The 12,500-nt window shown below is 60.0% G+C and carries 13 protein-coding genes (1 of these 13 running past the window's edge); 7 read left to right on the top strand and 6 right to left on the bottom strand.

Annotation, left to right across the window (positions count from 1 at the left end; all coding sequences use genetic code 11):
* Both ACVWXW_RS01930 and ACVWXW_RS01925 read right to left on the bottom strand, forming a co-directional pair.
* A protein-coding gene (locus tag ACVWXW_RS01930) for a DUF559 domain-containing protein (protein ID WP_457402482.1) crosses the window boundary here: on the bottom strand, window positions 1-966 show its 5' end (the start). The gene continues 3,588 nt to the left of window position 1, outside the view; only the first 966 of its 4,554 coding nucleotides appear in the window; it begins with the start codon at window positions 964-966; the stop codon falls past the left edge of the window.
* Window positions 963-3,857, bottom strand: a complete 2,895-nt coding sequence (locus ACVWXW_RS01925; RefSeq protein ID WP_457402480.1) for a helicase-related protein — start codon at window positions 3,855-3,857, stop codon at window positions 963-965. The genes ACVWXW_RS01930 and ACVWXW_RS01925 overlap by 4 nt, the downstream gene beginning before the upstream one ends.
* 97 nt (window positions 3,858-3,954) lie before the next feature.
* Here ACVWXW_RS01925 and ACVWXW_RS01920 point away from each other — a divergent pair, with 97 nt between their 5' ends.
* Together ACVWXW_RS01920 and gap are read left to right on the top strand one after the other, a co-directional pair.
* Entirely contained in the window at window positions 3,955-4,515 is a 561-nt protein-coding gene (locus tag ACVWXW_RS01920) for a Crp/Fnr family transcriptional regulator (protein ID WP_187147224.1), read from the top strand.
* 156 nt (window positions 4,516-4,671) lie between these two features.
* On the top strand, window positions 4,672-5,691 hold the full coding sequence (gap, locus tag ACVWXW_RS01915) for a type I glyceraldehyde-3-phosphate dehydrogenase (protein ID WP_414421616.1): 1,020 nt from the start codon (window positions 4,672-4,674) through the stop codon (window positions 5,689-5,691).
* A 34-nt stretch (window positions 5,692-5,725) separates the two neighbouring features.
* On the opposite strand, the gene ACVWXW_RS01910 is transcribed toward gap, so the two are convergent.
* The gene (locus ACVWXW_RS01910; RefSeq protein ID WP_457402478.1) at window positions 5,726-6,286 is read right to left on the bottom strand and encodes a 2'-5' RNA ligase family protein; all 561 of its coding nucleotides are present in this window, start codon (window positions 6,284-6,286) and stop codon (window positions 5,726-5,728) included.
* Window positions 6,287-6,345: 59 nt separating this feature from the next.
* Here ACVWXW_RS01910 and ACVWXW_RS01905 point away from each other — a divergent pair, with 59 nt between their 5' ends.
* The gene (locus ACVWXW_RS01905) at window positions 6,346-6,795 is read left to right on the top strand and encodes a (2Fe-2S) ferredoxin domain-containing protein (RefSeq protein ID WP_414331431.1); all 450 of its coding nucleotides are present in this window, start codon (window positions 6,346-6,348) and stop codon (window positions 6,793-6,795) included.
* Here ACVWXW_RS01905 and ACVWXW_RS01900 read toward each other — a convergent pair.
* Together ACVWXW_RS01900 and ACVWXW_RS01895 are read right to left on the bottom strand one after the other, a co-directional pair.
* Window positions 6,764-7,396, bottom strand: coding sequence for a lysophospholipid acyltransferase family protein (locus tag ACVWXW_RS01900; protein ID WP_414331435.1), 633 nt, complete (start codon window positions 7,394-7,396; stop codon window positions 6,764-6,766). The two genes, ACVWXW_RS01905 and ACVWXW_RS01900, sit on opposite strands and share 32 nt — an antisense overlap.
* Window positions 7,397-7,483: 87 nt before the next feature.
* On the bottom strand, window positions 7,484-8,236 hold the full coding sequence (locus ACVWXW_RS01895) for a Uma2 family endonuclease (RefSeq protein WP_457402476.1): 753 nt from the start codon (window positions 8,234-8,236) through the stop codon (window positions 7,484-7,486).
* Window positions 8,237-8,388: 152 nt separating this feature from the next.
* Here ACVWXW_RS01895 and ACVWXW_RS01890 point away from each other — a divergent pair, with 152 nt between their 5' ends.
* From ACVWXW_RS01890 to groL, 4 genes are all read left to right on the top strand, one after another.
* Window positions 8,389-8,868 (top strand): GNAT family N-acetyltransferase, encoded by a 480-nt coding sequence (locus ACVWXW_RS01890; protein ID WP_414330053.1) that lies wholly within the window; start codon window positions 8,389-8,391, stop codon window positions 8,866-8,868.
* Between the two features lie 11 nt (window positions 8,869-8,879).
* Complete coding sequence (locus ACVWXW_RS01885) at window positions 8,880-9,995, top strand: NAD(P)/FAD-dependent oxidoreductase (RefSeq protein ID WP_414357710.1); 1,116 nt, start codon at window positions 8,880-8,882, stop codon at window positions 9,993-9,995.
* An 88-nt stretch (window positions 9,996-10,083) separates the two neighbouring features.
* Entirely contained in the window at window positions 10,084-10,410 is a 327-nt protein-coding gene (locus ACVWXW_RS01880; protein ID WP_414330048.1) for a 30S ribosomal protein PSRP-3, read from the top strand.
* A gap of 199 nt (window positions 10,411-10,609) precedes the next feature.
* On the top strand, window positions 10,610-12,229 hold the full coding sequence (gene groL, locus ACVWXW_RS01875) for a chaperonin GroEL (protein WP_414357711.1): 1,620 nt from the start codon (window positions 10,610-10,612) through the stop codon (window positions 12,227-12,229).
* A 31-nt stretch (window positions 12,230-12,260) separates the two neighbouring features.
* Here the strand turns inward: groL and ACVWXW_RS01870 are convergent.
* On the bottom strand, window positions 12,261-12,500 hold a 240-nt coding region (locus ACVWXW_RS01870), incomplete at its 5' end, for a zinc ribbon domain-containing protein (RefSeq protein ID WP_457402474.1).

Below are 12,500 nucleotides of genomic sequence, written 5' to 3'. Positions count from 1 at the left end.
TTGCCGATCCAAAAACCGCCGCAGCCGCGTCACGCTGTAGTGCTCGCGATAGAGCGCCGCGCTGCTCATCAACCCCCGCTCTTCGGAAACCAAGAGGAACAGGAACCGGTAGACCAAGCGCAGCAGTTGGCGGTAGAGCTCCCTGGGATCCGACAAGAGCCGCGCTCTCAGCCTCTGGTTCTTGGGATGGGCCAGGAACCCATTTGCCAGCAACCTGATGCACTCCTCAACCCCCTCCCGCAGCCGTTCCCGTACCCGGCCACCCTGCTCCAGGGCCTGTTGGTAGTACTTTTCCAGCAGACAATCCCCTGCTAGCTCTGCCGTTTGGGGCAAGCGGCTGCGGTGCAGCAGCCGAAAGAGGATGGCAAAGTCGTTAAACCGCTGCTCCTCTAGGATCTGCTTCAGGTCAAACTCCACATAGGCCTGCCGACGCACATAGGTGGAGTCCCGCAGGAGGCGCAGGGTCAATCCGTTGGTAACAATGCCCCAGAGGTGCTCGCTGCGGTTGAGATACTCCTGCAGCAGCGAGTGGGGTGCCAGGCGAGGCCGGCCAGAAGCCGGCACGCGGCCCAGCTCCTGGCGTGCGCCGACGATGTGCACCGGTGGCGCGTCTTCCGCCTCGCCCATGCGATGCGAGATGGGGAAGTTCATTCCGTCCACCTCGCAGGCGCGCGGTTGATAGCGCACCTCGATCCCCAGCAAACTGAAGAAGGGGATCGCCCAGGCATCGCGGGTGATGCTGGTGGCGAGATCGCTTTCGGGCAGGCGCTGCAGGCGGCTCTGGAAGGCCTCCCAGTACTTTCGACAATCGGCAAAGACCGCGGCAATCTCTTCGACTGGGCCGCGCTTGCTGTTAAAGCCGAAGTCTTCTGGCTTCTGTCCTGGCAGATCCCCTGCCAGCAGCTTTTCGAGAATATCGGGCCCCAACAGGCCTCCTTCGATGCGTACCCCAGAAAACTCGCTCATCGGCAAACCACCGGTTGGAGAACAAGGAGTCCTAAAAGATCGGGGGGAAGCTGCGGCTTCACCTTCAGCCCCCGCCCCTGTAGGGACACGGCTTGGCGGATGCGCCTATGGGCAGCCTCCAGCTCAGCAGCACGCTGCAAAATCCGCTCCCGCGCCGCCTGCTGCAGCCGGTGATCCCTTCCCCAGTTTTCCTCTGTCTCCTGCCACGGGCCGAGACAGGCCAGGAGATGCTGAACCAGCTCCCGCTTTTCCGCTAGCGGTAGGTTCTCATCCGGCTTGGCCGTGGCCAGCAGTTGGAGAGCTGCGCCCGTCTCCAGCCAGCGGGCCTCGCCGCTCTCCAGGCCAACACCGCCTAGCACCAGCACCTCTTCCGCCAAGAGAGGCTGCCCCTGGGGTTGCTCCACCAGGTAGCGCACCCGCAGCAGCAGTAGAGTTGTAAGATCAACTACCGCTCGGGTGCGTAGAGCGCCGCAGCGGGAGACGACAGCATCCCCTTTCTCTGGGTTGTCGAGGGCTTCCTCCAGCAAAAACTGGGCCAGGGCAACCACGACGCGGTGGTTGCGGCCAATGTATTCGGCACCTTCGGGCGTGGGCGAGTCGAAGCTGATTAGCCAACGCCCGCCTTTGGGAGAGGGCAGGGCCAGGCGAATGGCTTCCGGCAAGGTGGCAGTGGCTTCGGAGCCGACGCTAACCTGGTAGACCCCCGACCGCTTCCCTGGGGTTATGGCTAGGTTGAGGCGCTGGGCGGCAGCCAGGAAGAATTCGCGCACAGCTTCGGGATCCCCTAGCACGGCATCGGTGGCCTCCAGCTCCCGCTGCACTGCCTCAGGCTTGAGGGCTCGCTGGGCAAAACGGGTGCGGTTGCGCCGCTCCTGTTCGACAGAGCGATCCCAGCGCCGATGAAACTCATCCACTTCCGGCACGCCAAGATCGAGGGTTAGCTGGCGCTCGGCGGACCAGTGTCCCTTGCGCAGGAAGAGGGCTTCGAGCACAGCCTGGGTAACGCTTTCGCTAGCCTCCGGCACAGGCACGTGGGTGCCCAGGGTGCGGTGGATCTCCCGCGCTTTGTTGAGCAACACCTCCAGTACCACGCCATCTACGGGGTTGTCGCGGCCAAAAAAGCGGATGACCTTGACCCGGCTGGCCTTTTGGCCGTAGCGATCCACCCGGCCCTCCCGCTGCTCCAGCCGATTGGGGTTCCAGGGCAGGTCGTAGTGGATGACGGCTGTAAACTTTTCCTGCAGGTTGATCCCTTCCGAGAGGCAGTCGGTGGCCACCAGCACCCGTGGTCGGTCAACTTCCAGGTTCGCGATCCTGGCCTCCCGCTCCTCGTCTCCCATCCTGCCCGTTACACAGGCTACTTGGGCTGGGGATCCCAGCTGTTGCCGAAGGTAACTGTCCAGATACTCCGCAGTGGCAACGTAGCGGCACCAGAGGATGGGATGAAAACCTTCCTGAAGCAACTTTTTCACCAGCTCGATGGCCCGCGCCAGTTTGGTGTCGTGCTCTGGGCCCTGGAGCTGTTTGGCCAGACGGGCCAGGGCCTGCAACCGGCGGCGGTCGCTATCCGGCAGGGTTGGGTCTGCGGCTTCAAGAGCTGGCGTTGGCAGCTCATCGTCGGTACGCTCTTCTGCCGACTCGAACACCCAGCGGCTCAGTTCTGCCTCAACCTCTTCTTCTGCCTCCAGGGTTGCTCCGCTGCGATTGTGCAATGCCGCTACTGCTGCCGCCGGGCTGGACATTACGCAGCGCAAAAGGGCCAGCGCTCCCCAGTAGCGCACTCGCTGCTGGCGCTTCTCTAGTTGCTGCCCTGTGCACACCAATTCCGAGCAAAACCCATAGGTGTCCTCGAACAGCTTGCGCTGCCCCTCAGAAAGGGTGTAGGTTTCATCTTCAGCTTCCCGGGTTGGAAAACAGGTGAGCTCCTGCCAAGTTTCCCGAATATCTCGCCGCGTGCGCTGGACAAAATGACGGGCTAGCTGGACGCGTTGGTCTTCGTTGAGATCCTGGAGATCCCATGTCTCGAACTCGGGCCGCAGCAGCCCCAGCAGCGAGCGGAAGGCCTCTTCGACACCGCTGTGGGGAGTTGCCGTCAGCAGGATCAGGTGGCGGTTGGGGTTTTGGGCCACCGCTTTGAGCAGACTGTGGCGCTCCTGCTGGTTTTTGCCATGGGCCGCCGCTGCCCCATGGACTTCGTCGGCAATGACCAGCTCAGGACAAAATTGCAGAAATGGGTGGCGGTTGCGCTCGGTCTTGACGAAGTCAATGCTGGCCACCTGGACAGGAAAGTGCTCGTAGAGGCTGCGCCCAACAGGGGTTTTTCGCTCCAATTGCCCCACCGTTCCCGAGCGGATGACCACTGGCTCCAGGTTAAACTTCTCGGCCAGCTCGCTGGCCCACTGCTCGCACAAATAGGGAGGGCACAGGACACAAAGGCGTCGGATCTCGCCGCGATCCAAAAGCTCCCTGGCTATCAGCAGCGCCTCGATGGTCTTGCCCACCCCTACGTCGTCGGCAATCAATAGCCGCACCGGATCGAGGCGCAGCGCCATGAGCAAGGGCACAAACTGGTATACCCGTGGCCGAATCGAGAGGCGCCCCAGAGAGCGAAAGGGAGTTGCGCCCTCCCGTAAAATCAGCCGGGCCGCCTGCCAGAGGAGAAGGGTACTGGTGGTATCGGCAGGATGATCCCCAGAGGGCCAAGGAAAGGCGGTAGGCTCCACTCGCTCGAAGGGCAAGGTGCCGCCCACAAGGTTCATCAGGTGTCGGTGAATGCAAACCGCATCTTCTGGGGTGCCGGTGAGGGGCCGCAGCACCACAATTTCTTCTGAATCAGCGGGGAGCACCACCCACTCGCGGTTGCGGCAGCGGACAATTGAGCCAGGCTGCATGGGATCCCTGGGAGCGACCTACCTTTTCCATTGCATCTTAGATACTCTTTGGGGACAACTCTCTCCCATCTCCCAACACCCTGCCGGCAGCGGTAGGATGAAACGGAGCCGGCCTCAGGTACCCCTCTGGCCCACCGACATCATGAGCAGCCCCCGTTATCCGTTTGAGCGTGTTCGCGAGCATTTGCTCTTCCAATCCTTGGAAGATGCCGAGTGGAAGGCATTGACGGCAGCCCTGTTGCCCAGCCGCTTTTCCCCAGGCCAGGTGATCTTCCAGGAAGGGGATCCCAGCAGTGACCTGTACATGATCCTCAGTGGAGTGGTGGAGCTGCGTCGCCAGTACGTGCGACATCCGGGAGATTATTGGCTGGCCACGCTGCACGCCGGGCGCTTGTTTGGGGAACTTTCTCTGCTGACGGGGCGGCGGCGCTCCTTTACGGCAGTGAGCATGACCGAGGTGCAAACCCTACGCCTTTCCACCGAAGGGCTGATCCTGCTGCCCCTGGAAGTCCAGGTGAAACTCTACCGCGCCTGGAGCCAGATCATCAGCGAGCACCTTTACTGGCTGGATAGTATGTTCACGGATCTTCTGGAGCAGCGAGGGGTAGAAAATGTAGCCTCGGCTATGGCTCTGCTGCACCAGCGCTATCCCGCTTGAAAGAGGCTCAATCCCTGCTCCGCATAGGTTTGCAGGTCAACGTCCACGAAGACAACCCCTTGGATCCCAAATTTTGTCTTCAGAATGTTCAGGGGTTGCGATATCATGTGCTAGGCAGCAGCCCCCAAGAGATTTCAAGCAGCGAGGTCAGGAGCAGTGGTTAGGGTAGCCATCAACGGGTTTGGTCGCATTGGTCGCAACTTTTTGCGCTGTTGGCTGGGTCGCTCCCAGTCCAACCTGGACATTGTTGCCATCAACGACACCTCAGATGCTCGCACGGCTGCCCACCTGCTCAAGTACGATTCCATCCTTGGGCCGTTGCAGGGAGCAGACGTTGAGCCTGCAGAAAACGGTTTGGTGGTGAACGGCAAGCATATCTATGCCGTTTCCGACCGCAACCCCAGCAACCTGCCCTGGAAAGAGTGGAAGGTGGATCTTGTTATTGAAGCTACAGGTGTTTTTGTCGACTACCAGGGTGCCTCTAAGCACATAGAAGCGGGGGCCAAAAAGGTGGTGATCACCGCCCCGGCCAAGGGGGGAGACATTCCCACGTTTGTCTACGGTGTTAATCAACACACCTACGACCCGGTGCGGCACAACATTGTCAGCAACGCCAGCTGCACCACCAACTGCCTTGCCCCGATCATCAAGGTGTTGCTGGACAAGTTCGGCGTCCTCCGTGCCACCATGACCACCACCCACAGTTACACCGGCGACCAGCGGATCTTAGATGGTGGTCACCGCGATCTGCGGCGGGCCCGGGCAGCAGCATTGAGCATGGTGCCCACCACCACGGGGGCGGCCAAGGCGGTGGCTTTGGTGATCCCGGAGCTGAAAGGCAAGCTGAATGGGGTGGCGGTACGGGTTCCCACGCCCAATGTGTCTCTGGTGGACTTGGTGGTGCAGACGGAGCGGCGCGTGATTGCCGAGGAGGTAAACGCTGCCCTCAAAGAAGCCTCAGAAACTACGATGAAAGGGATCCTCGCCTACTCGGATATTCCCTTGGTCTCCATCGACTACCGCGGCCACGACTGCTCGGCCATTGTGGATGCGGAGATGACCAGTGTGCTGGATGGGGATCTGGTCAAGGTCATGGCTTGGTACGACAACGAGTGGGGCTACTCCCAGCGGGTGTTGGACTTGGCGGAATACATGGCCGCTCACTGGGTGGAGTAGGCTGCTTCGGTTGGCAACCCTCTTCTGTTCCCCATTATTCCCCCATCGAGAACTGGGCAAAAACCTGCCAACGTTTGCCGTCGTGGAGGAGGAGCGTCAAAGCTGACGCTACAAACGCACTCTGGAAAGAACGCGTCTTGAACTCTGGCCAGGCGGCGCGAAAGTGGGCGGGGGTTAGATCTCGAAAGGCCACGGTTATGTGGGGCACAAACGGACGGGCTTGAGCGGTCGTTTCTTTCCGGTTGAGAAGGAGCCCCATGTGGTGATGGGCTTGAGCTTGTAGCCGCTGCAGTTCTGGGGAGGGCACGACGTGAATAAAAATGACACGCGGCGCGAAGGCCCCAAAGCCGGATAACTGGATGGCGACGGGAGTTTGCTGCTTGGCAAAGGCCTCTAGGGATCCCGTCAAGGCTGGCAGCTCGGAACTGGGCCACTCGAACGGCGGCACCAGGGTGATGTGGGGGGGAGAGCGCAGAGCTGCTCGGCTGGCAAATTGCTCTGCAAACTCTTGCTGGATGGCCGTCACCTGCTCTTGCAGGGCCGGAGGGGGAAGCAGAGCAAGAAACAGTCGCTGCTTGGGGTTATCCACCAGCATCGGTAAGAACCTAGAGAACAGGGGATAATGCAACTGTAGCCAAGCCCAAACATCTTGTTATGTCGCGTCCTGTCGCTTCTTCCCCTATCCTGGATCCCTCCTCGGCAACCGGATCCCCAGGCCAAGCGCCTCAGCCGGCTCCCATTCCGCCCTACCAGTGGCATTTGTTCCTTTGTGCAGATCAAACCAAGCCCAAATGTTGTGAGAAAGCCGTGGGATTGGAAGCCTGGGACTATTTGAAATCGCGGATCAAGGAATTGAACCTGGAAATCGGGAGCGGGGGATCCCTGCGGGTACACCGCACCAAAGCCAACTGCCTGCGGGCGTGCGACTATGCTGTTCCCGGCCCTGTGCTGCTGGTCTATCCCGGTGGGTTTTGGTACCACTCGGTCACGCCGGAGGTGGTGGAGGAGATTCTTCAAAAGCACATCTTGGGAGGGATCCCTGTTGTTGAGTATCTGGTAGCCCAAGATACCCTCAGCGCCCCTGATCCAAAAGGGCATGGATAGCCTGCACGCACTCTGCCGTCACCTGCTGCAAATCGGCCTTATCGCTGGAAGCAGGGGGGGGAATCACGTTGCCAATGCGCACCGTGATGGGGCAGAACAAGCGCGGCCACCGGGATCCCTTGGGCAAGACCTTTTCCGTGCCCCAAAGGGCTACAGGCAGCAGAGGCGTTTGGGTGCGGGCTGCAACCAAGGCCGCTCCCAAGTGGGGCTGAGGAATGCGGCCATCGGGGGTACGAGTGCCATTCAAAAAGATCCCTACCGCCCATCCCTGCGCCAAAGCTGCTTCCGTGGCCCGCAGGGCAGCGCGGTCAGAGCCGCCTCTTTTGACCGGGTAGGCGCCGTAGAGCTGGATCACCTGCTTCAGCCCCGGCACCCGAAACAGCTCTTCCTTGGCCATGAAGGCCACCGGGCGGCGCACCGCATTGGCCACCAGCGGCGGATCCAAATGGCTGGCGTGGTTGCTGACGACGATGAGGGATCCCTGGCGAGGCACGTTTTCCTGCCCATAGGTGCGCCCAAAATACAGTCCCCGAAACAAGGGGTTGACCACCAGCCACTTGAGCAGCCAGTAGGCCAACCAATCCCGGCGGCGATAACCCATCTGTGAGTCCAACGATCCCTGCCACTCCGGCAGCAGTTCCCTCTCTGAGTGTAGTGGAGGGTGGGTGCTGAAGGGGATCCCTGGGCTTCAGCTCTCCAAATCGGGATCCTCACCCAAAGCCCGCAATCTTGCCGCCAGACGCTCCGCCCGTTGATGTTCTCGCTCCGCCCTTTGGCGTTCTTGTTCGGCTCTTTGGCGTTCTTGTTCCGCCCGTTGACGTTCCTGCTCCGCCCGTTCCCGCTCCAACTCAGCCTGTTCATCGCCGGTCAGCAGCAACTGCCCTTGGGCATCACACCAGCGCAACCAGCGAGCTTGTTTCCCCTCAAAAACGCCTTCCCACACCGTCAGGCCCAGCCCCACCTGTTCTAGCCAGGTCTCGGTCATTTCCGCGTAGTGGCGGCCCCGCAGTTCGAAAATGCACAACTCCTCTGGCCCCAGCTCATGATTGGGATCGAAGACCGCGTAGTAGCTAACTCGCATCTGCTCATAACGGCTCAGCTTGCCTTCCAGCTCGTCGCCTTCGCGGTTGGAGACGATCTCGATCACCACATCCGGCGGCTTGTCAAATTGCCAGAGCAGGTAGCAACGGTTTTGCTTCTCCCACCATTGCTCCGGCACCGTGACGTCCAGGCTGAGAAAAACATCCGGCACAATCGGGGGCCGACCGATGGCGGTGTAGATGCCTACATTTGCCGCTGCTAAAAAGGTTTTGCCGCGCAAAGCGCTGTAGAGAGCTCCAGTCAGGAGGCGCTGCTGTTTTTCCGAGGCAAAGTTATCCACCGGGGTATCATCCTCTGTTACGAGATCGGCGACGTCGGGAACCAGCAGTTCAGTATCCATGGGCAGATGGGGTTGGGGATGCTAGCGATCTTAGCTGCTCACCTCAGGGATCCTCTGCTCCCTGAGAAACAGAGAAAACAGAGTCCTCGAGCAAGCCCAGGTACAATCGAGAAAGCTTTACTTAACGATGATTTCTTTTTCTTCGCTGCTTGATGCAGATCGATATCCGTCCTGCTGAAAATTCGGATAGTGCAGCTCTGCTCCACATTTTGCAGGTGGTCTTTGCGGAGTATCCAGGCTGTGTATTGGATATCGAAGAAGTGCCGGAGTTGCTTCAGCCTGCCACGGCCTTTGCGGAGATGGGGGGATCCCTTTGGGTGGCGCAGCATCAGGATCAAGTGGTCGGCTGTGTCGGCCTTGTGCCCGATGGGATCCCTGGGCGCATGGAGCTGAAAAAACTCTACACTCTGCCCGCAGTGCGCGGTCGAGGTTTGGGTCGGCGTTTGATTGAACAGGCCGAATTTGCGGCTCGGCAGCAGCAGGCGGACTCTCTGCATCTGTGGACAGATACTCGCTTCACGACGGCTCATCGGGTTTATGAGCGGCTCGGCTATGTGCGTCTGCCGGAAATTCGTGAATTGCACGATCGCAGCAACTCTGTGGAGTATCACTACGAAAAGCGTCTCCGTTGAGGGTCGGGCTGTTGAACTGTGATGCGTTGGTGATTGGCTGTGGGGTGGTGGGCTGTGCCATTGCCTACGAATTGGCCACAGCTGGGCTGTCGGTCATTGGAGTGGATGCCGGAGAGCCGGCCTCAGGCGCCGCGGGCGCGTCGCTGGGGGTGTTGATGGGGATCTGCAGCCGCCAGCCTAGCGGGGAGGTGGTGCAGTTGCGTCTAAAAAGCCTGGAGCTGTTCGATCCCCTAATCGCGCGGCTGGAGGAAGACCTGGGCCGGAGTTTGCCCGTCAATCGGCGCGGCATTCTCAAACTCCTCAGGGAGGAGGAAGTGGAAGCTTGGCAAGAGACCCTGGCGGCCCGCCGACAAGCAGGTTACCGCCTAGATCTGCTCAGCCCTGCCGAAGTGGGATCCCTGCAGCCCGGCCTGCGCAGCGACCTGGCGGCGGCCATCTACTCTCCCCAGGATCGACAAGTCCAGCCCAAGCTCCTAACCCAGGCTCTCTTGGAAGCAGCCCAACGCAAGGGATCCCGCTTTTTCTTCCACCAGCCTGTCCAGAAGATTCAGCGCAGCTCGGATCCCCCCTTTCGCCTGCAAGCGGTTTACACCCCCGCTCTCACCCTCTCGGCAGGTCACGTCATTCTGGCGGCAGGTCTGGGCAGCTCCCCTCTGGCCAAAGAGCTGGGGTTGCAGGTGCCCCTGCAAGCGGTCAAAGGCCAGGCCCTGCGGGTCAGAGCTCCCGGGATCCCCCTGGGGCCCGTGGTCACCGACGCGGATCTGCATCTGGTTCCTTTGGGCGATGGATCCCTGTGGGTGGGGGCAACAGTGGAATTTCAGGCCCCTCATCCCGAGCCGACGCTGCTGGCGCTACAAGATCTGCTGGCCCGCGCCATCCGACTCTGCCCGGCTTTGGCCGAAGCAACTTTGTTGGATCATTGGGCCGGCCATCGGCCTCGACCAGTGGGACAGCGCGCCCCCATCCTGGGTTGGGCTCCTGGCTACGCCAATCTGCTCATTGCCACCGGCCATTATCGCAATGGAGTGTTGCTGGCCCCGATCAGCGCCGCCATCCTGCGGGACTTGGTACTGAAAGGGGAAACAGCCCTCTGTGATCTAGGGCCCTTTGCCCCCAGACAGGGCTGAGCCCGTATCCATCTTCCGGCTCTCGGCCCGCCGATGGACAGGACATATGTCAGAATGAAAGGCTGCCTGGTTAGGATCGGATCGTCCGTTGAGTAGCCCAAAGGAGAAGAGAGCCTTGCCGAAGTTCGCCCTAAAAGCCCTCTGGTTGGAAAACGATTTGGCTATTGCCGTCGATCAGGTGGTGGCCAAAAACCGCAGCCCCCTCACCCACTACTTTTTCTGGCCGCGGGATGACGCTTGGGAGCAGCTTAAGGCTGAGCTGGAAAGCAAAACTTGGATCAGCGAAGTGGATCGCATCGAGCTGCTTAACCGAGCCACCGAACTCATCAACTACTGGCAAAACGGCGGGCGCAACCGCCCCATCAGCGAAGCCCAGGCCCAGTTTCCCGACATCCTGATCGGCGGCAACTCCTAGCCCTCTCCCCCCTGTCAGCCAAAACGTGACTCCGGATCTGCCCATCTTGCTCAGGCTCCCGTCTTTGAGCTAGATTGGCACTCGGGAGTTTAGAGTGCTAACTCCCTGCTAGCCGAGCCGGAGGATTCCTGGGAACCCCACTCCGCCTGGCAGTACCCAAAGTAGGAGCCCAGTCAGACTTACGAGGATCGCGGATTCTATGGCAAAGCGGATTCTGTTTAGAGAAGAGGCCCGCAAGGCATTGGAGCAGGGCATCAACCAACTGGCGGATGCAATCAAGGTTACGATTGGCCCCAAAGGACGCAACGTGGTCTTGGAGAAGAAGTTTGGTGCCCCCCAAATCGTCAACGACGGGGTCACGATTGCCAAGGAAATTGAGTTGGCCGATCCTTTGGAGAACACAGGCGCCCAGTTGATGCGGGAAGTGGCCTCTAAGACCAACGATGTGGCCGGAGATGGTACCACCACAGCCACCATCCTGGCCCAAAGCATGGTGCGGGAAGGGCTCAAAAACATCTCGGCGGGCGCCAACCCTGTGGCTCTGCGGCGCGGCATTGAAAAGACCACTGCCTACTTGGTGGAGCAAATTGCAGCTCATGCCAAGCCTGTGGAAGGCCGTAAAACCATCGCCGAAGTAGCCACTATCTCTGCTGGCAATGACAGCGAAGTGGGAGAGATGATCGCCAAGGCCATGGATGCTGTAGGGCGAGATGGGGTGATCACGGTCGAAGAATCCAAGTCGCTGGAAACCGAGTTGGACGTGGTGGAGGGGATGCAGTTTGACCGCGGCTACATTTCCCCCTATTTCGTCACAGACTCGGAGCGGATGGTGGCCGAGTATGAGAATGCTTATCTGCTGATTACCAGCAACAAGATCTCCAGCCTGCAAGATCTGGTGCCCATCCTAGAGCGGGTGGCCCGCGAGGGTCGGCCTCTTCTGGTCATTGCGGAGGATGTGGAGGGAGAGGCTCTGGCCACATTGGTGGTGAACCGCCTGCGGGGGGTACTCAATGCGGTGGCGGTCAAGGCTCCGGCTTTTGGGGATCGGCGCAAAGCCATGCTGGAAGATATCGCCATTCTCACCGGCGGGCAGCTCATCTCTGAGGATGTTGGCATCAAGCTGGATAAGGTCACCCTGGACATGATGGGGGTGGCCCGCAAGATCACTGTCACCAAAGACAAGACCACCATTGTGACCGATGGCAGCACCAAAGCGGCGGTGGAAAAGCGAGTGGCTCAAATTCGCAAGCAACTGGAAACCACCGATTCCGAGTACGACCGCGAGAAACTGCAAGAACGCATCGCCAAGTTAGCTGGGGGGGTAGCAGTCATCAAAGTGGGGGCCGCTACTGAAACCGAACTCAAAGACCGCAAGCTGCGCATTGAGGATGCCCTAAATGCCACCCGAGCTGCGGTGGAAGAAGGGATCGTCCCCGGCGGTGGGGCGACGCTATTGCACCTCTCCAAAGGGATCCCGGCTTTCAAGGCCAAGTTGAATGCCGAAGAACAGGTGGGGGCAGAAATTGTTTACCGAGCCTTGCAGGCCCCTCTCTTTCAGATTGCCCACAATGCCGGTCTGGAAGGGTCAGTGGTGGTGGAAAAGGTTTTGGAGAAGGAGATGCCCTTTGGCTTCGATGCCCTGAGCGGAACCTATGTGGATATGTTTGCCCAGGGGATCGTCGATCCGGCCAAAGTGGTGCGCTCAGCGCTGCAAAACGCGGCTTCCATAGCCGGAATGTACCTCACAACCGAAGCGATTGTGGTGGAAAAGCCTGAGCCCAAGCCGGCGGCTGGCTCTGCACCTAAGGGGATGATGTAGTCTTGCGAAAGTAAACTGCCCGACACCAGCGCTATGCGCAGGATGCGGGCTTTATCCCAGTCCCTAGCGGCCCCAGAGGGCAGCTAAGTTTCGGAATTTCAGGCGAGTTTACAGTCGCCCCAAGGAGAGAGATTACTTGAGCAGCGTTATAGTCAGCATCCCCTTCCCACCCACAATGTCCACACTTGAACGACTTACCATTGCGGTAGGACTTACCCCGCTCAGGGTGGATGTGCAGGCATTTGTGGCAGGTCTGACTGGTGTAGGCAGG

Source organism: Thermostichus sp. MS-CIW-30 (genome assembly GCF_054058015.1).
The sequence above is the reverse complement of the archived record's forward strand: the minus strand, read 5'-3'. Positions and strand labels throughout refer to the sequence as shown.

Excerpts from the sequence above, each read along its gene's own strand:
- ACVWXW_RS01925 (WP_457402480.1), bottom strand. The coding sequence starts at position 3,857 with ATGCAGCCTGGCTCAATTGTCCGCTGCCGCAACCGCGAGTGGGTGGTG.
- ACVWXW_RS01920 (WP_187147224.1), top strand. The coding sequence starts at position 3,955 with ATGAAACGGAGCCGGCCTCAGGTACCCCTCTGGCCCACCGACATCATG.
- ACVWXW_RS01910 (WP_457402478.1), bottom strand. The coding sequence starts at position 6,286 with ATGCTGGTGGATAACCCCAAGCAGCGACTGTTTCTTGCTCTGCTTCCC.
- ACVWXW_RS01905 (WP_414331431.1), top strand. The coding sequence starts at position 6,346 with ATGTCGCGTCCTGTCGCTTCTTCCCCTATCCTGGATCCCTCCTCGGCA.
- ACVWXW_RS01900 (WP_414331435.1), bottom strand. The coding sequence starts at position 7,396 with ATGGGTTATCGCCGCCGGGATTGGTTGGCCTACTGGCTGCTCAAGTGG.
- ACVWXW_RS01895 (WP_457402476.1), bottom strand. The coding sequence starts at position 8,236 with ATGGATACTGAACTGCTGGTTCCCGACGTCGCCGATCTCGTAACAGAG.
- ACVWXW_RS01890 (WP_414330053.1), top strand. The coding sequence starts at position 8,389 with ATGCAGATCGATATCCGTCCTGCTGAAAATTCGGATAGTGCAGCTCTG.
- groL (WP_414357711.1), top strand. The coding sequence starts at position 10,610 with ATGGCAAAGCGGATTCTGTTTAGAGAAGAGGCCCGCAAGGCATTGGAG.